We start from the raw sequence: 16,863 nt of genomic DNA, 5'->3' as shown, positions 1-16,863 counted from the left end.
TAGATTATACTTGTCCATTTTGAAGCCTCCGTTTCTTAAGCTCTCGCTTAATTGTGCTTTCACTAATCGTGGTTATTGCGACAACGTCATTCATGGTATGGTTCTGGAGCATGCTAATCGCATTATCCAATTGTCGCGGTGTAAATTTCGGTGGACGACCTTCTCGGAAACCAGTTTTCTGTTTTGCAATTGCCTTACCTTCTGCAGTCCGCTCAATAATCATATTCCGCTCAAACTCGGCAAAGGCGAAGAAGATCGTTCGTATTAAAATGCTAGTCGGTGTGTTATCCAAGACCCCCATATTAAGAATGTGAATCCGAACGCCACGTTCGATTAAGCTTTTTACGATCTTTTCACCTTCCATAGTTGAGCGGGCAAATCGATCCAACTTGGTCACGATCAATGTATCGCCAGCCTTCAAAACCTGAAATAACTTGGAGAACTGAGGCCGATCCATTTTCGATCCTGTAAAACTATCGACAAAGATATATAATTGAGCGACCCCCTCGGAAAGTAACAGATTGACTTGGTGCTCCAAACTATTACCATGTTTCGACTGTCCAACAGTACTTACTCGGGCATACCCGTATTTCGGCATCTTTCATAACACCACCAATCATTTTTTAGATTTACTTTTGACACCGATTTATGACACCCAATAAACCCGCATTCTACCGTCCCAAAATTGGACGGAATTGATCGGGCCAAAACTCAAGAGTTATGACCCTCACGAATGACCCCAAATACAATACAGCAGTCCGATATAACGGAGAGTGTTCCTTTAAAGCGAGAAGCATCACTCTGGAGCGCTACCTAATAGAGAAGATGATGCATAACGTACTCTCAGTTCAATAGGGTCTGCTAAGCATTTTACTAATTTGATGTTTTAGTACATTTGACTTAAAGTGTGACAATGCTTTAGATACACCCTTTTCATTCTTGGCCAGGTCAATGTTTTTGATTGTTTCAGCACCGACGAACGTTTCCATTTCCATTTCAATCTCTGAAAGAATCGCTTTAAGCTCTTCTACATCCAAATTAAGGAATGCCGCTATTGTAATAAGGCAGCTGCCACTTGAACAGTAATACTTAACACACTGCTGAGAATGGTCAGGAAGAGTTTGCAAAAAGTCTTCAAACATAAAAAACTCAATAGTTCTAAGGGCATTGTATTTCTGCGTTAGTAATATCCTTACTTGAATGTCAATGTGGTCGGAAAAGATCAACTCAGAATACAGTGTGTAGTGTCTTTGTAAATCAATAAGAATTTTCAACAAATCTACCCCCTTCTGGATTTATACTGAAACATAAAATAATGCCTGACTTGATACCCCATAACATGGGAATTCAAAGATGTGCATCTATGTATTTGATCCCGAAGCTACTGTGTAAATAGAATTAGTGTTCGTTAAGAACTACGAGAAATCGCTCACTAAAAAAAAGAAAGACAGTATAGACTCAGCGGAGAGTACTATACTGTCATTTTTAGTTGATGTCTTGTTTCTCAGTCTCTGGTGAGTTTTTGGTTACATACATGATGACAAATCCCCCCAATCAACATTGATCCATGAGTAAAGGAGAATAATCTGCTTAACCGTTCGGATACCTATACAACCAATAGCTTTTTCTAGGGGAGAAATTAATTGCACTCTCTGCTTCCAAGCTACATATTACATTTTTGTGTTCGTTAAACCATTAACCCATCATCACAGACACTCATAACTCCAGGAATTTATTAACTTTGCAATGTGAGTTCATTATTCATCATCACGATTTAGTATCTCAATATGCGAAACATAACACTATCTATAGATTAGGTATTATAATACGCCAATTATACTCCGTTATCAAAAGTTGACGTATTGTCTACGATTAGGGAAAAGATCAAGGAGTTGTTTTCCCTTTGAAACTCAGTGAAGCTAGAAATGTTAAAAGTCTTACACAGGAGAAAATAAGTCGATTAATTAATGTATCTTTGAAACACTATCAAAATATAGAACATGGGATTACAACGCCAACTGTTAATATTGCTTTGCATATCTGCGAGATACTTGAAGTTGACCCTAGAGATATTGATGAATGGAAAGATAGAAGACCATCCGTTTAAAATATAAACAAAACACCCCTATAAGCGTACAGTTTTTTAAAATATCTGCATGCTTATAGGGGTGTTTGGAAACTACAACACATCTTCAATGACTTATAAATTTGTGATGATACATTTCGCGTTCCAACTATCTTTGATAGGGAATGTTATCTCCCTAGGAAATGATGTTTCAGTGTTAGAACTAGCAATTCCCAATTGCCCTTCATCGTTTAAACCTAACGACCAAACAGAACCATCTTTTCTCAGTATAATTGTATGGTATGCACCTGCTGACACTGCCATGGTGTTTGATAACAATGAAGACTTAACCGGTGTTGTTATATCACCATACTGACTAACTCCAATTTGCCTATAATTATTATTCCCCCAACCCCATAATTGACCATCCTGAGTGATTGCAATTGAGTGCACTGTGCCAGCGCTAATTGAAACAACTTTTGTTAGATTCTTGACCTGGACGGGTTTATTCTGGTTTACTTTTGCTCCATTACCAAGCTGTCCGTTAATGTTGTTGCCCCAAGTCCAGAGCGTTCCATCTTTTTTTAGGGCAAGAGAATGATTCGCACCTGCTTGTACTGCAATTACGTTAGTCAATCCCTTCACTTCTGTAGGTATAATACTTATTTTATTAGTTCCATTACCCAATTGGCCGAATTCGTTTGATCCCCAAGACCATACTTTCCCATTATTTTTTAGTGCCAGGGAGTGGCTATTTCCCACAGATACAGTAGTGATCCCATTGAGTCCCTGTACTCTTACTGGTACATTACTGTTTTTAACAGTCCCGTTCCCGAGTTGTCCCGTGGTATTCTTTCCCAAAGTACGGACAGTCCCATCCTTGAGCAGTGCAATAGAATGCCCCTGTCCGGCTTCTACTGCTTTAGCTTGTGTCAGACCTTTAATCTGCAGAGCAGGCATCACCTTCAAACTCCAAGAAGTATTTTCAATTTTCTGAGTTTCTGAATTTTTCAATTCCATTCTATAATCAGCCACAAAAGGAATTTCATTCCAATCAAAAGTTTGATTACCGAGCTGTCCGTATTTATTTTCTCCCCAGCCCCATACAGTGCCATCCTTCTTGAGCGCAATAATGAAATTATTACCTGCTGACATGTCAACAGCATCACTTATAGTAGTTGATAATAACGGTCGATCAATAGTGTAGCCCATAATTCCTAAGAGAGAGACCTGATTCAAATATCCCCACGACCATAGTTTACCATCATTGTCGAGAGCCATAGAACTATTGCCACCTGCAAAGATTCCTGGAAATTGATTTCGAGAATATACTACATCAACCACTTGAACATTTCCGTCTTTAAACTTCACAGTAAAACCGCTAAATCCTGCCCATACGTTGCTAATTTCCTGGTTGGATAAGCCCTTTACTTGCACAGGGTTAGCACCCTCATCTGAGGTAACTACACTCTCAGATGACCAAACCCAGTAGCTTCCATCTTTACTGAGCGGCGATCCCCAAGCCCAAAGTACATTACTCTTACTTAAAGCTAAGGAATGATTGCCTTTTGCTGAAATTGATATAATTTCACTTAATCCGGGAACTTGTTGGGGGAATAATCTAGATGTATAAATATTATCACCTTGTTGTCCCAACCCATTATGTCCCCACACCCAGACAGTGCCATCACTGCGAAGTGCAATAGAATGGTCTCTCCCCCCAGCAATAGCAGTGATTTGATCTAATCCTTGTACCTGAACAGGGGTGAAATGATCCCCCTTTGTACCATCTCCAAGTTGTTGCATGTTATTTTGTCCCCAAGCCCAGACTGTTCCGTCTTTTTTCAGAACGACAGCATGAGTTCTACCTACAGAGATAGCTATAATATCTGATAACTCCTTAACTTGCCTTGGAACTCGAATATCATGTCGATCTCCCTCAGTGAAATAGTCAGCGAAATTCCAACCCCATTCCCAAACAGTTCCATCTCTCTTAAGCGCAAGACTATATGAACTCCCCGCAGATACTTCAATGACATCAGAAATCCCTATTATCTGTACAGGTGTATTTCGGTAAGTATCGGAGCCATCTCCAATTTGACCATAATAATTACCGCCCCAAGCCCAAACAGACCCATTATTCTTAACCGCTAGTGAGAAGTCATCTCCCGCAGACATGGTCTTGACTTGAGACATTCCCTTAACCCCTACTGTCTCCGCAAGTTCTTCCCATGATCCGGCGCCGAGTTTCCCATTCTGATTAGATCCATGCGCCCACAGGCTGCCGTCCTTCTTAAGTAATAAGGTATGTGTTTTGCCTTGGGAAGTAGATTGTAATTCTTGTGACTTTATACCTACTTCAGACGCTTCAGAGATAATTGGAAAAGCAGATGTTAGAAGAAGCACTATTATTAAGATTAACGATATGCCAAATAGCTTACCACGTACTTCCGTATCTATTCTTTGAAAGTATTTCCCCACTATTAGCCCCCATCTCAGTAACATTCTATAAATTATAATTATAGCCAGTAATTTATACTAATTAATCTTAAGATAACCATCTATAGGAAGATGTTCAGAAGGATCGAGTTCCAAACCTAACGTACCTTTTTCGTCAATTTCATAGTCAACAGCAACTATTGTCAAAGGAAAAAAATTCCCAACTTTCAGTTCTGTTTGTGATGATAAGTAATCCTCATCGATAAAAGTATTCCTGAGAATTACAAGGCTATGGATATTTGTTTCAGCCTTTAAAAGATATATTTGAAACTTATCACCCAATCTATATTCTTTTACTGGGAATTTCACTTCATATTGTTGCATATCCTTATTAAAATTCCTCCCACTTACTTCAACTGTGTTTATTACATTCCCTTCAAAAGAACGTAGTTGTAAAGTAAAGGAAGGTATTACAAGACCATTATTATTGTATGCAATGTTTAAATCAATACCTTTAGTTACAACACGACCAGTTCTATCGGTGTAAGAAGACTCGGTAGACTTTGCTGATGATGGATCGGATATACTCTGATCGCTAATATTAACAGTCAGAGTGGATGCATCCCAACCAACATTAGCTCCCAATGCCTCGGAGACAAAACGCAAGGGGACTATTGTCACATTATTAAGGGTCTGGGCCTTTGTTGTTAGGGTTTGTATTTTCCCATTAACATAAGCTATTTTACTATCAATAGTAATCTTGATTGTAGTCGATCCTTTAGTAGCAGTGACCTCTTTCGATTGCTGGTTGAATAAAATCGTGGCTCCTAACTTCTCAAAGATGGCTCTCATAGGTACCATAGTCACACCTTTGATGACGACCGCTGGCTGAGAAAAGGATTGTTGAGTTCCATTAATGATTATAGTAGCTTCTACTTTACTCTCTGCAGCCTCAGCCACTCCATCAAATGTGAAGACCGTAGCTACCATCGCATTCAATAATAAAGAAAAGAGTAATACTAGAACAAGGGATTTATTTAGTCTTAATTTCAACATTTTCACAATCATCCTTTCTAAAATAGGTTGTTTCTATAGTGCTTGAAATGTACAGTCTCCCAGACAATCATACGGCTGTTTAGATTACTTGCTAATTGACTCCAGAAAGGTTTAAATATCGGGTCCCATTTAACCGTCTTCTCGTTAGTAATTAATACATTATAGAGTGCTCTTAGAGGTGAGTAAGCTGTTCCATCTCATATAAACATTTCCACAACTATATCATTTGCATCGGTAGGGTTAACCAACTCTCCTTCTAAAAATAGCTTGATAACTCCCTGTGAGAGATAGAGTTTCAAGGCCATAAATTTACGATTGTCCCATCAAAATTCAACTTGTAATAGAATCCATCAGAGAAATATAACCCGCTTGGTAATAAATAAATATATTGAACATTAGATTGAATTGTATCTTTATTAAGTTTGACAGGTTCGTCCTCACTGCCAACTTTTAAACGGTAAATATCATTATCTGATACATAGTAGAAGAAGTCGCCGTTTGCATTGAACACAGGTTCCCCGAATATAACTTGGCTTCGTTCACTTTTATCTTTTTTCATGCGGAAAACTGCATTGTTTTTTATAAAATATATCCAGTCTCCGGTAATTTGAAAGTCTGTGACACCCTCGGATTCCCACTTCTCTACGGTAGCATCAGAATCGTGTTGTTCCAGAATTGAAAGGCCAGAATGCAAAAACAGATCTCCCTCATCATTAAAGTCAAACGAATTAATCGTCCTTTCATATTTATAAATGGTGTCAGGGCTACTCGTTGGGGAAGGATTGTTAATCTTCCTTATCCTAAGTCCACTCACATCCTTATCACAGAGAATCACTTCATCTTTCGTTACTGCATAAAAATAAGTCATTCCATACCTGCTCAGTTTCTGTGTTTGAATATCGTAACTAAGTAACAAACCGGAACTGTCATCATGATCATCTTTGGCAAGAAAATAGACTTTATTATCAATAGCACTAAAATTTTCAATTAACTTATATTGCCCTTTCATATCTAGCAATTCTTCAAAATCACTTCCATCTATCCGAACCCTAGCCAATCTTCCACGATAATTTTGATAAATCCATCCATCATATTCAACTAATCTGCTCCGGTTTACCAGATTCGTTTGACTGTTGCCCTTGTTTACATCCCACAAAATATCCTCTGAACTAAAGAGATAATCAGGATTCCCGGTTGTATTATTAACATTAGTATCGTTGAGAAGATAACTCTTACCATCAGCTAATGTTACAAAAACACCATTTCCCTGCATTTCGTAAGATATGACGTTATCCGCACGCTTTTGAGGAGAAAAGAGTTGCACACCTGCTTCCCAGCCCTTACCTGTTCCCATTTCCAATACATTTCTCGCACGTCCCCAGACATAAAGTTCATCTAAATCCGTCACTGCAAGAACATTATAATAATTGTTCTCTTCTTCCCCGAGTTTGAACTCTTTTATTTTATTCATAATTAAAGTTGGTTCCAACACCGGTTTGATGATTTCCGAACGTGCGCTGAGAGAGCTCTCACCATTTCCGACTTCACCGCTCGTATTTATTCCCCAACCGTATAAATCGCCTGATTTTGTAAGAGCCAATACATTTTTTCGTACAGCAGAGAATGTATCCACTTGTTCCATGATTTTGTAAGGCGTAGTTTCGATGTAATTATCATAATCATTAGTCGATTGATATCCACCATGCCCGTTTCCAAGGACACCGTAAATGGATTGGCCTAGTCCGTAAAGCTCTCCCGAATTGGTCAAAATCAAGAAATAACCATCAGCATCTCCATAGTAAACTTCTTTTACATTATCCAGAACAAGCTCATCTGCCAAGAATAAATTGTTATTCACATCAAATCCATAATGTTGCCCATCCCTGAAGGAACCTTCTTTTACATATTCTATAGATTGTGATTCAACAGTTTCTTCAATTTGCTTATCAATAGGTTCTGCATTATTAACCCCCCCGCAACCGGTCAATAACACAATACCAGCAAGAATTATAAAAACTACCTTATTCACTCATACACACTCCTTTTTATCTGATATCTCCTCAAGCCTTTAAATTTATTCAATCATTTAATACCAGTTAAAATCGTATTATATAGTACTCCGCGTGATCCCACTTTTATCTTTAGAATCTCCACTCCAGAAATATTCACATCGACATCTGTAGTTTCATCTCCTGCAGATGTGGCATACTCCTTCAGTAAAGTTTCATTTCCTTTCTTGTCAACGCTGTAAAATTTCAAGGAAGATGTATCATTATCTCCAAGCCTAGTGTACGGTACAATGAACTGCCCATTAAGTACACTGTAGTTTGAATGCAGAATGTATGTATAATAACTATTGCTATCAAGGCCATTAAATATCGCTACCTTTTTATCTAATATTTGGTAGTTAGTTTCCTTATAAACTTTACCATCCGTATTATAAACCTCTAGTTCTGCAATATCAGTTTGCGCAGCAACCGGTGCTTGTCCAACATAAATAGATGATGTATCCGGGTCCCATTTCACAGGTTTCTCATTTTTAGTCAATGCATTAGAAAGAGCTCTTAAAGGCAGGTATGTCGTACCGTCATAAATAAATGGCTCTACTATATTACCAGAAGCATCCAGTGGTTTTACCAATTGACCTTCTACAAATAGTTTGATACCGCCCTCTACTACTTTTATGCTCTTCAAGGTACCTGAAGCAGCAAAAGCCGTTCCCATCAGGGAAGCGAATAATGCAGTTGTCAGCATTCCCGTTACAAAACCTTTAACCTTGTCTTTATTGAATCTCATCATATATCATCCTTTTCATCTTAGTTAATAGAATATTCTTCACAAAATATGAACTTATTTCCTTGATTAGTGAGGTAAGAACTTAGCTTTTTGTTGAAGGTTGTACTATAAGGCTTTAGGACTTCCATCACCTTAACCTTATCTTTAGTCCATGAGATACTATCTGAGTCATATTCTCCCCTGGTTTGGTTTCTATTGATAGATACAGTAATGTATTTATTACTTATCAACTGCTCCAAAGTATCGTCCCACTCTTCCTGCCAAATCTCCTTACTTATATCCAAGCTGATCCTAGTCAGCCCATCATTGTACTTCAAATTCATTGAGTCTGGAAACTCCTCCTTTTCGTATCCTTCGATAAATTCATGGTTCACAAAGATCCCATTTTGTTCTTTATATTGAAAACCGTATACAACTGGAGCGAACACTTACCTTCTGTATACCCCATGCCCATTAAACATGTCGTTCTTCCATTCACCAGCATAAATAATTAAAGTAGGATCTCCTTCTGAGCTGTAATTATAGTCTTACTCAACCGATATGTACTTTCCATATCCTGAACGTTTTCCTTCGATCCATTCCCCTGAATAAGATTTACTTTTTGACCAAATCATCGTCCCTTTCCCTGAAGGCTTGCCATTTTTGACCTCACCATAGTAACTTGCTCCATTAGGCAGCTTCAAAGTCACATTACTCCCTGAAGCCTCGCTTTTCTGTACATGGACGAATATACAAAGAATCAAACAACAAAGTATGTTCCACATTTTCTTTATCAACGCAACACCACTCCCTCTTCTCATAATTATATGAATACTCTATAATATGTATTATATTACGCGTATTATAATTATCATACCTTTAGTTTATAATAGTTATTTCCCCACTCGTATTAAAGTTTGAAATAAAATGAGCCCCTTTATAAGGTTTATAATCATAATCATTGAAACATATATGCTCGCTATCACCTCTCTATATGATTTATTTTTTCTTGTTCAGAAATGAGCATACACTTATCCAATGTTTGACTCTATAGACTATAAGTCACATCTCCTAAAAACCGACAAAACTCATATTTAACATATTAGCTTTTTGCTATAATTCATTTTGAAAGGTTATCTCTGGGGGGATTGTTTTGAATATCCAAGTTGAGTTTGGCAAAAGAGTAAAGGAGCTTCGGGCGCGAAGTGGTATGTCACAGGAAGTATTAGGCTCTCTTTCTGGTTTAGATCGTTCTTATATTAGTGGAGTAGAACGGGGAACACGTAATGCTACCTTAGTTAGTATGAATCGGATAGCAGAAGCCCTCAATGTTTCGTTAGGGTACATGTTTTCTAATGAACGCTTTTCTGCAATACCTGCATATTCACAGAAAGATTTCGCTATCCCGTTTCTTGAGCGTTTCAAGTATCAGCTTGACCCCGAAAAGAAAGTATTAGCTTTTCAAGTGACAGGTCTACTTACGGGTCCAGATGTGGATTATATGTGTGCAAAGTTGATGGGAATTTGTACGGCTTACGAAAGAGATGAATTAAATATTATCGTGGACCACCGAGATATGAAAGCATCTGATGGTGAACCGGTGGTTTATTCACCTGAGGTTTCAGACAGAGCAGTGGTATTTCAGCAGGAGTTGATAAAATACAGTAAGCAGGTCGCTGTTCTATGCAACTCTCAATTTATGCAGCAACAAATGGATCATGTGACTAGAATTAGTGGGATACATGACAAAACAATACCTCTGTTTGGTGCTGATAAAGACATGGTTGGAACAGCTTTTCAAATGTTTGATATTAACGATAATGAACTCATCAAGACTATTGTATAGACTTTTCACTCTCACTGTTACAAGGTGTTTTTTCAATAAGAGAGGTCATATATTCTGTTGTTTATTTGTATCATAAAAGCTCTTGCCTCGTGCTTCAAGCCGTTACTCCCACATAGAGAAAAGACACCTCTACATTACGAGGTGTCATAAAGTACTGATCTATTGCAGATACGGGTTACTGTTACATCGGCATATTGCATTAAATTACGTTCTTCTCCTACGGGTGCTATACCCTTCAATGTCATGACTACTAATATGCATCCTTTCCAAGACAGTATAATCAATAATGGGGTTATGTCCTAAGTAAAGTTTATTTACCTCTGACATATGAACCAACGAAGTTATATCTGTAATATTATTGTGGCGTAAATTCAAATAGTTAACATTTGTACATTCCTCTGTAATAAAGGACAAATCAGATAGGCAATTATACCTTAAAGTTAAACTATAAAGACTTTGAAGACCCAACAAAGAACCAAACTCGGTGATATTGTTATGAGATAAATCCAGTTCGGCTAACCACTGACAATCGGCTAGGGGCGATACGTCATTAATATTGCAATGCGTCATGCATAAACAGGTAAGTCTGTTATGCCAAGTGGTCAACTTCTCACTTCTAGAAATTGATTCATTTTGAGTTACCGATAGTCTCCGCAATATCTCAAGATCAGAGAAGGATACCTCCCTTAAAAATAGGTAGGTCATATAGTGTAAGTCTTCTAAGAATGACCAATCATGTGTAGTACTCCCCTTCGCTACATAAAGATCACTCAAATTCGAAAACTGTCTAAGAAAATCAAGGTTTCCAACAGGTACAAATAAGTAAGTGACGAGATATGCTTAAATAGCTTCAGATCCTCCTCCCATAAGCCATTCTCTGATTCAATTACATTAAAATATAGGTTTGGTTTGTGCATGTTAAACGCTGACCCATCTAGAACCCAAGGGATTGGAAGAAGTTCCTCTGAGGATGTACTTGCAACAATACCCGTGATATCACTAATATTCTGTGAGGTCATTAGGCTTTGTGACAATCCCAATTGTTTCTCAACAGCTCGTTTAAAGCCATTATCTTTAAATTCAAGATAATTCATTGATTAGATCACCCCTAATTAAAGATGTTTTAACTTTGACATAATAACTTCCTTGGAAGGAATAAGAAAGAGGTTACAGAAAAATATATTCCTGGACTTCATCACTTTTAAAAAACAACATTTAGCATCTGCAGAAGCTACAGAACATCAGCTTGATAAGGATAGCTCTATAATTTTTTTAGATTTGCACAATTCAAATAACACCTCTAAATAAAATAAAAGGCACCTCACGATTTATGAGGCACCTCAAGACTTAAGAATTATTCTGTAGGATTGATGAGGATGAAGTTCTGATCCTCTTCCAATTTAACCTCATATATTTCCTGATCAATTCCTACATACAAGTTAATCTCCCTAAACTTTTTAACATCTTTAAAAATTACCTTGAAGGACTCAGCTTTCAAGTTGGAAAGATCAATAAGAGTTTCCGGTTTGGGTTTTACCCTTAATTTCTTCAATAGCACTCCCTTCTCGTCATATACCAGTACGTTCTTTCTTCTCAAATAAATTACCAGAAGAAGAATTAGTGGTACTGTCACTGTAATCGGAATAATTGGAGCTACTGGATCGCTGTTAGGAGTTTCTACATTTTTAAGTGAAGGGGGCAAGATTGCAGTTACGGCAGGCTTTTGAGTTATATCTTCTTTGCGTACCACAATGTCTATAACAAAATCTATCCGTTGTTTCTTATTAGATTTTGCTAGCTCAATTGATGCAATAACCTCAGTGTCATTTTGATACACTTCAGTATGAGCACTTCCCTGACCCATATCATTTTGATACACGGTGACCTCAATTGCGATATCCTCTACAAACTTAGGGTTAGTTAAGATTACCTTATGATGTCCAAGCTCTACATTGTCAAATTGATATTGCCCCTTCTCATTTGTAACAGTACGCATGGGTATGGAGTGCAACTCAACTGTTACTCCTCTAATCGGCTGACCAGCTTTATTAGTTACTATTCCATAAACCGTTCCATAAATCTTCGTTTGTTTGTTCTTTACCGCTAGACTTGATTCTGTGATCGAAGAAGGTGTGGAACTTGAATATGGTAATTGTACAGGCTTTGATACTATAGATTTCGGTTCCGTTGTTACTACTGGTATGGGTATTGCCGTTACTGTTGGCGTTAGGATCAGTATTGCTATTGGTGTTGGGATTGCTGTTAGTCCCGGTGTTGGCGTCGCTATTGATGTCGGTGTGGCTGTTGCATTTGATATCGGTGTCGGTGTTACTGTTGGTGTCGGTGTCGCTATTGCTATTGATGTCGGTATTGCTGTTGGTGTTACTGTCGGTGTTGCTGTCGCTATTGATGTCGGTGTCGGTGTCGGTGTCGGTGTTGCTGTTGCTGCCGGTGTTGCTGTTCCTGCCGGTGTTGCTGCCGGTGTTGCTGTTGCTGCCGGTGTTGCTGTCGGTGTCGGTGTTGCTGTTGCTGCCGGTGTTGCTGTCGGTGTCGGTGTTGCTGTTGCTGTCGGTGTCGGTGTTGCTGTTGCTGCCGGTGTTGCTGTCGGTGTCGGTGTTGCTGTTGCTGCCGGTGTTGCTGTGTAGTAAAACGCAAGCCCTTGGAAGCTATTTTGCTCAGTTAGGATAACTGTTCTCGTGGCTTCACCTATCAGTGTATACCCCTCTATTACAGATTCAGCTGTATATGTTTGCTCACCCAAGGAAAGGTTTGTTAATTTAACTATTTCTTTAACTGGATTGTTGCTGCCTTCCTCTAAGAACTCTACCTTTATTCCACCCTCGATTTTAGAATACGTGAAAAAGACAGTTCTATATTCATTTCTACCCAAAACTACATCGACTACTGAAGAAGATATTAATCGGTAACCGCTTATGTCCCTGTATTGGAAAATGTAATACCCCACATCATATTGACTACATTCCGGTGAGAGTAAGTCATTACCGGTTCCGTCAACATACTTAATGGTTATGCCTCCTGTCGCTTTTACAAAATGAGCAACTGCTGTCTTGTCTGCATCCATTATTATGCTTAGCGATGAAGTATAATAGTCCGAACCGTTCACAGACCATTTTTCAAAATAATACCCCTGTGCGGGTGTGGCGCTTAATACAGCAACATTTGATTCATTGAGCATCTCTATACTTCCATCTAATGGAGTTGTAGTTCCTTCACCAATTTTGCTGACTTCTAAAGAATGTTTAGGCACCATGATTTTTTTGTAGTAAAAGGTTATTGTTCTAGAACCAGAATCTGCTTTTACAACATCAGTAGGGTAAGTACCAAGAAATACCCCATCCTGATAGATGGATAAATCCACTTGGCCTGTGCCTACAGCAATTACATTTTTAATATCATCATTAACTTTAAGAATTTTAGGATCAGAGGATATAAAGCTGTAGTTTGAAACAACATCTGGCCGAAGATAGGAAGCATTACCATAATAATCTACCCAAGTACGATACAAGAGGTTAGGCTGCGTAACGTTGTTCTCAAATTTCACTGTCTGATTAGTAGACTCTATTGCTTGATACCCGGGAAATTCTTTCGGGACATAGATGAGAGGAACTCCTACAGGGGGATCATCTACAAATTCACTGTCCAGCATCCTTTCACCGTTATCTATCTCTCGATAATAAATACTCACTGAATTACGGGCTGTACCTGTACCTTGCTTCAGTAGAAATCCGTTCTGTGGATACATATCGATAAGTTGAGAAGTAAACGGAATTTCATCTGATGCATTCCTAAGGTAATTATAGTTCCCATAAAAGTGAAAACAACTCAGCATATTGCTTAATCCATTCAGATTAGTCAACTTGTTGTTCCCTACATTTAACGTATATTTAACAATAGTTAAGTTATTTAGTGCGCTTAGATCCGTCAGGTTGTTATACGAGAGGTTCAGTGTAGCAACTTTACTCAACTGACTAATACCAGAAATATCAAACAACTGATTATTGCTAAAATCCAAACTGAAGTCACCGGAGTTTTCATAATTGTTGATACCTATTATAAAGCGATCAAACGGAGTTAATTTATTAATGCCATTTAGATTTGTGAGTTTGTTATATTGCAGATAAAGCTTTTCCACATGTTCTAAATTCCCTAACCCCTCTATAGAAGCCAACTCATTATTATTGAGAATAAGAGACTGTAAACTCTCCAGATTCTCCAAACCATTAACATTCGTCAATATATTGTGACTGATATCAATAGTTCCCACCGAGACAATTCCTTCAAGTCCATCAACCGAAGTAAGTGAATTTCCTGATAAATCTAGATCATAAGGAGTTATAGTTCGAGAATTAAAAATCTCCATACCGGTCAAACTTACAATTCCTTTCCCCGATACATTGAAGAAATAGTCCTTCACCTCTATACCCCGAAGCTCCTCTTCACTTAACGTGCTGTTAAGATCTCCAGACCATCCATTCTTATTAAGCCACTCCACTACATTTACCGCTAAATTCCTGTCAGCGAAGAGCGTTTCTATTACAACCGATCTTCCTTCGTTAAAATCATTTAATGCATTTTCTGGAGTGGTTATGAATACTGCTTTGTACACATCGTTTGTGACTGTCTGCATATTCTCATAGACTGCTTCTGTTACCGTACGATTCCCAGCAGAAGAAAGCTGTTCACCATTCAGCTTAATGCTTTGGGACTCAGCTGATACCCCGAGTGGAATGCTTAACAAAGACGCTATTAACAAATATACGATGCCCTTTACCATTCTTTTGTTTTTTTGAACCTTCAAATCTACCATCTCCCTTATTAAGTCATTTACCACCTATAATTAATGAAGGGGCTCATGGCTTAACTGTGGAAATGAACTCAAATCTATAGAAAATAGCTAAAATCGCAATACAAAAAGCAGTTACCCTCACTCAGCAACTGCCCTGCACAAAGTACTGTTCTGTTATATATATAAATTACAGAGACCATATAGGAAACTTCTCACGTTGCAAGAAATACGGATGGTACAAACTCTTAGAGTACCATTATTAAATTATATCAAGTGTTAAGCTAACCATAAGATGACCAGCACAATAATTATTAGTCTTACTTTTACGTATAACTGAGGTTCACTCTTTTCTAATTATACGTAAGAAACAATTTAACAAACCTATCTAAAAGAAAGATACATGGCATTTTAGCCATGTATCTTAGATAATTGTTCCACTGCAACCCCTCTGAGAGATTAACAGGCACAACTGCACCTCCGGATAGATTGCTATAACTTAATCCCCTTCTCTAAGAGAAACTCATCAGCTATATAAAAAGGACTTTCTGACCATAACATAGTACTCCTATCATTCAACAACTCATAGGTTACGGAATTGTAAAACATGTTCAGTACTTTAGCAATCGGTAAGTTCAACCACTGGGATAAAATCATGATTGCAGCGGTTACCTTTGCACGAACTGAAAAGTTGAATTTTTTAGTGTCCATTAGCCCACGCTCCCAAGAAAGGTTAAGACCTTTATCGCTTTTTCTGAGGAAAAACAAGTCTGCTCCTTGAGATTTGTAGATCCCATAAGCTCTATACATATCTTTTTTCCACTGATGTCAAAACCATATATACCCTCTTGATACCTATCAAAGAAAAACCTTGCATCATCATCTGCTACTGGCCCTTTAACAATATCGTAATTATGGCATACCCCTCTAGTTGTTCTGCACTTTACTACAAAATCTAACCACTCAATATTTGCAGACTCGAAGACTTTAACTGATAAGCCCTCTACCCCTTCTAGTCGGTACTTGGAGACTGTGGGAGTTCCGTTTTTCTTCCTATTAGTTGCCGACTCTGCCCAAATAATTGCCTGTTTCTTGCTCGTAGTGGTGTAGAAGCCCTTTCCGAAATCCAAGAAGTCTCTTTCCTTACCTGGATCGATAACAGGCACTAAAATATTGCTCCCATGATAAAGAAAGGCGTTTGGTCTAAGTAGACTTGAGTACATCTATATCTACTCCTCTTTCCTTTAAGACATCTTCTAACCATCCTATCAAGTAGAGATGACTTTCGGTATGCAACCCTTCATAGCACTCTTCTATAAGAGTTAAGAGGTCTACGCCGTTGAAGATTTCTAGTACTTTATTTCCCCTGATACCCCACGCCACTTTACACAACTCTATGCTGTCTACTTTTAAGCTTAATATTCGTTCTTCCATACTTCGATGCAGCATAGGTCACCCTCCAGTCATATACGTTTGTTTAATTAATACACTTATACCCTATCCAATGTATTTGCCGAAGTGAAGATATTACGCATACGAAACTCATAAGGCGACTCTACGAGTAGAACTATTCGCAATGTCCCTTTAGCATCAAGACTGAATACTGGTTTGTCTAGGAAGTACTTAGGCTTGATTATCCATTCTGGTGGTCTTACTTTGTAGTCCAAGCAGATTTTGTATACTGTTCCTGCTAGAAAGGCGTAGTCTCTTTGAGTGATGTTTTCGTATTGGTCTGGTTCATCCGCTACCATTGCAAACCGCTCTTCCGATGTTCGGGCTGGATAGTAAAAAGCATCAAGGAAGTTACCCAAATGGTGCCATAGATTGATGTTTTCATTCTGATTAGACGAAACTAACTGCACAAGTTCTTTCATTGTT

The 16,863-nt window shown here is 38.2% G+C and carries 18 protein-coding genes; 2 read left to right on the top strand and 16 right to left on the bottom strand.

Features of this window, described 5'->3' with window-relative positions; all coding sequences use genetic code 11:
• Nucleotides 1-4: 4 nt before the first annotated feature.
• Together B9T62_RS35800 and B9T62_RS35795 are read right to left on the bottom strand one after the other, a co-directional pair.
• Nucleotides 5-598 (bottom strand): recombinase family protein, encoded by a 594-nt coding sequence (locus tag B9T62_RS35800; protein WP_087919610.1) that lies wholly within the window; start codon nt 596-598, stop codon nt 5-7.
• 250 nt (nt 599-848) lie between these two features.
• Entirely contained in the window at nt 849-1,274 is a 426-nt protein-coding gene (locus B9T62_RS35795; RefSeq protein WP_087919609.1) for a hypothetical protein, read from the bottom strand.
• A gap of 629 nt (nt 1,275-1,903) precedes the next feature.
• Here B9T62_RS35795 and B9T62_RS35790 point away from each other — a divergent pair.
• Nucleotides 1,904-2,107 (top strand): helix-turn-helix transcriptional regulator, encoded by a 204-nt coding sequence (locus B9T62_RS35790; RefSeq protein ID WP_087919608.1) that lies wholly within the window; start codon nt 1,904-1,906, stop codon nt 2,105-2,107.
• A 93-nt stretch (nt 2,108-2,200) separates the two neighbouring features.
• Here the strand turns inward: B9T62_RS35790 and B9T62_RS35785 are convergent, their stop codons facing one another.
• The 7 genes from B9T62_RS35785 to B9T62_RS39770 form a co-directional block, all read right to left on the bottom strand.
• Nucleotides 2,201-4,546 (bottom strand): RCC1 domain-containing protein, encoded by a 2,346-nt coding sequence (locus B9T62_RS35785; protein WP_169834488.1) that lies wholly within the window; start codon nt 4,544-4,546, stop codon nt 2,201-2,203.
• 57 nt (nt 4,547-4,603) lie between these two features.
• The gene (locus B9T62_RS35780; protein WP_157794143.1) at nt 4,604-5,560 is read right to left on the bottom strand and encodes a copper amine oxidase N-terminal domain-containing protein; all 957 of its coding nucleotides are present in this window, start codon (nt 5,558-5,560) and stop codon (nt 4,604-4,606) included.
• Between the two features lie 295 nt (nt 5,561-5,855).
• Nucleotides 5,856-7,589 (bottom strand): DUF5050 domain-containing protein, encoded by a 1,734-nt coding sequence (locus B9T62_RS35775; protein ID WP_087919605.1) that lies wholly within the window; start codon nt 7,587-7,589, stop codon nt 5,856-5,858.
• A gap of 53 nt (nt 7,590-7,642) precedes the next feature.
• Nucleotides 7,643-8,359: a stalk domain-containing protein gene (locus B9T62_RS35770; protein ID WP_157794142.1), complete on the bottom strand. Its 717-nt coding sequence runs from the start codon at nt 8,357-8,359 to the stop codon at nt 7,643-7,645.
• Between the two features lie 17 nt (nt 8,360-8,376).
• Nucleotides 8,377-8,679: a hypothetical protein gene (locus B9T62_RS35765; RefSeq protein WP_169834487.1), complete on the bottom strand. Its 303-nt coding sequence runs from the start codon at nt 8,677-8,679 to the stop codon at nt 8,377-8,379.
• Nucleotides 8,680-8,784: 105 nt separating this feature from the next.
• Nucleotides 8,785-8,844 (bottom strand): hypothetical protein, encoded by a 60-nt coding sequence (locus tag B9T62_RS41985; RefSeq protein ID WP_425436721.1) that lies wholly within the window; start codon nt 8,842-8,844, stop codon nt 8,785-8,787.
• Between the two features lie 39 nt (nt 8,845-8,883).
• Complete coding sequence (locus B9T62_RS39770) at nt 8,884-9,039, bottom strand: hypothetical protein (protein ID WP_157794141.1); 156 nt, start codon at nt 9,037-9,039, stop codon at nt 8,884-8,886.
• A gap of 449 nt (nt 9,040-9,488) precedes the next feature.
• Here B9T62_RS39770 and B9T62_RS35750 point away from each other — a divergent pair, with 449 nt between their 5' ends.
• Nucleotides 9,489-10,181 (top strand): helix-turn-helix domain-containing protein, encoded by a 693-nt coding sequence (locus B9T62_RS35750; protein WP_245864219.1) that lies wholly within the window; start codon nt 9,489-9,491, stop codon nt 10,179-10,181.
• 204 nt (nt 10,182-10,385) lie between these two features.
• Here B9T62_RS35750 and B9T62_RS41980 read toward each other — a convergent pair whose 3' ends face one another.
• The 7 genes from B9T62_RS41980 to B9T62_RS35720 form a co-directional block, all read right to left on the bottom strand.
• A complete protein-coding gene (locus B9T62_RS41980; protein WP_425436720.1) occupies nt 10,386-10,751 on the bottom strand; it encodes a leucine-rich repeat domain-containing protein in 366 nt (121 codons plus the stop codon).
• Nucleotides 10,752-10,951: 200 nt separating this feature from the next.
• Nucleotides 10,952-11,275: a hypothetical protein gene (locus tag B9T62_RS35745; protein WP_087919601.1), complete on the bottom strand. Its 324-nt coding sequence runs from the start codon at nt 11,273-11,275 to the stop codon at nt 10,952-10,954.
• Between the two features lie 260 nt (nt 11,276-11,535).
• Complete coding sequence (locus tag B9T62_RS39760; RefSeq protein WP_157794139.1) at nt 11,536-15,000, bottom strand: carboxypeptidase regulatory-like domain-containing protein; 3,465 nt, start codon at nt 14,998-15,000, stop codon at nt 11,536-11,538.
• Nucleotides 15,001-15,477: 477 nt separating this feature from the next.
• Nucleotides 15,478-15,696, bottom strand: coding sequence for a DUF3791 domain-containing protein (locus B9T62_RS35735; RefSeq protein WP_087919600.1), 219 nt, complete (start codon nt 15,694-15,696; stop codon nt 15,478-15,480).
• On the bottom strand, nt 15,696-16,208 hold the full coding sequence (locus B9T62_RS35730; protein ID WP_087919599.1) for a DUF3990 domain-containing protein: 513 nt from the start codon (nt 16,206-16,208) through the stop codon (nt 15,696-15,698). Before B9T62_RS35730 ends, B9T62_RS35735 begins: the two co-directional genes overlap by 1 nt.
• Complete coding sequence (locus tag B9T62_RS41975) at nt 16,189-16,419, bottom strand: DUF3791 domain-containing protein (RefSeq protein ID WP_425436719.1); 231 nt, start codon at nt 16,417-16,419, stop codon at nt 16,189-16,191. The genes B9T62_RS35730 and B9T62_RS41975 overlap by 20 nt, the downstream gene beginning before the upstream one ends.
• 56 nt (nt 16,420-16,475) lie before the next feature.
• A complete protein-coding gene (locus tag B9T62_RS35720) occupies nt 16,476-16,859 on the bottom strand; it encodes a hypothetical protein (protein ID WP_425436718.1) in 384 nt (127 codons plus the stop codon).
• Nucleotides 16,860-16,863 lie beyond the last annotated feature (4 nt).

It is taken from the genome of Paenibacillus donghaensis, from assembly GCF_002192415.1.
In the GTDB taxonomy this organism is placed as follows: Bacteria; Bacillota; Bacilli; order Paenibacillales; family Paenibacillaceae; genus Paenibacillus_AQ; species Paenibacillus_AQ donghaensis.
This window is presented reverse-complemented; position numbering and strand designations above follow the sequence as displayed.

What these genes read in the sequence shown, in the direction of transcription:
- B9T62_RS35800 (WP_087919610.1), bottom strand. Translation starts at nt 598, where the DNA reads ATGCCGAAATACGGGTATGCCCGAGTAAGTACTGTTGGACAGTCGAAA.
- B9T62_RS35780 (WP_157794143.1), bottom strand. Translation starts at nt 5,560, where the DNA reads ATGTTGAAATTAAGACTAAATAAATCCCTTGTTCTAGTATTACTCTTT.
- B9T62_RS35770 (WP_157794142.1), bottom strand. Translation starts at nt 8,359, where the DNA reads ATGATGAGATTCAATAAAGACAAGGTTAAAGGTTTTGTAACGGGAATG.
- B9T62_RS35765 (WP_169834487.1), bottom strand. Translation starts at nt 8,679, where the DNA reads ATGAATTTGAAGTACAATGATGGGCTGACTAGGATCAGCTTGGATATA.
- B9T62_RS41980 (WP_425436720.1), bottom strand. Translation starts at nt 10,751, where the DNA reads ATGACGCATTGCAATATTAATGACGTATCGCCCCTAGCCGATTGTCAG.
- B9T62_RS35745 (WP_087919601.1), bottom strand. Translation starts at nt 11,275, where the DNA reads ATGAATTATCTTGAATTTAAAGATAATGGCTTTAAACGAGCTGTTGAG.
- B9T62_RS35735 (WP_087919600.1), bottom strand. Translation starts at nt 15,696, where the DNA reads ATGGACACTAAAAAATTCAACTTTTCAGTTCGTGCAAAGGTAACCGCT.
- B9T62_RS35730 (WP_087919599.1), bottom strand. Translation starts at nt 16,208, where the DNA reads ATGTACTCAAGTCTACTTAGACCAAACGCCTTTCTTTATCATGGGAGC.
- B9T62_RS41975 (WP_425436719.1), bottom strand. Translation starts at nt 16,419, where the DNA reads ATGGAAGAACGAATATTAAGCTTAAAAGTAGACAGCATAGAGTTGTGT.
- B9T62_RS35720 (WP_425436718.1), bottom strand. Translation starts at nt 16,859, where the DNA reads ATGAAAGAACTTGTGCAGTTAGTTTCGTCTAATCAGAATGAAAACATC.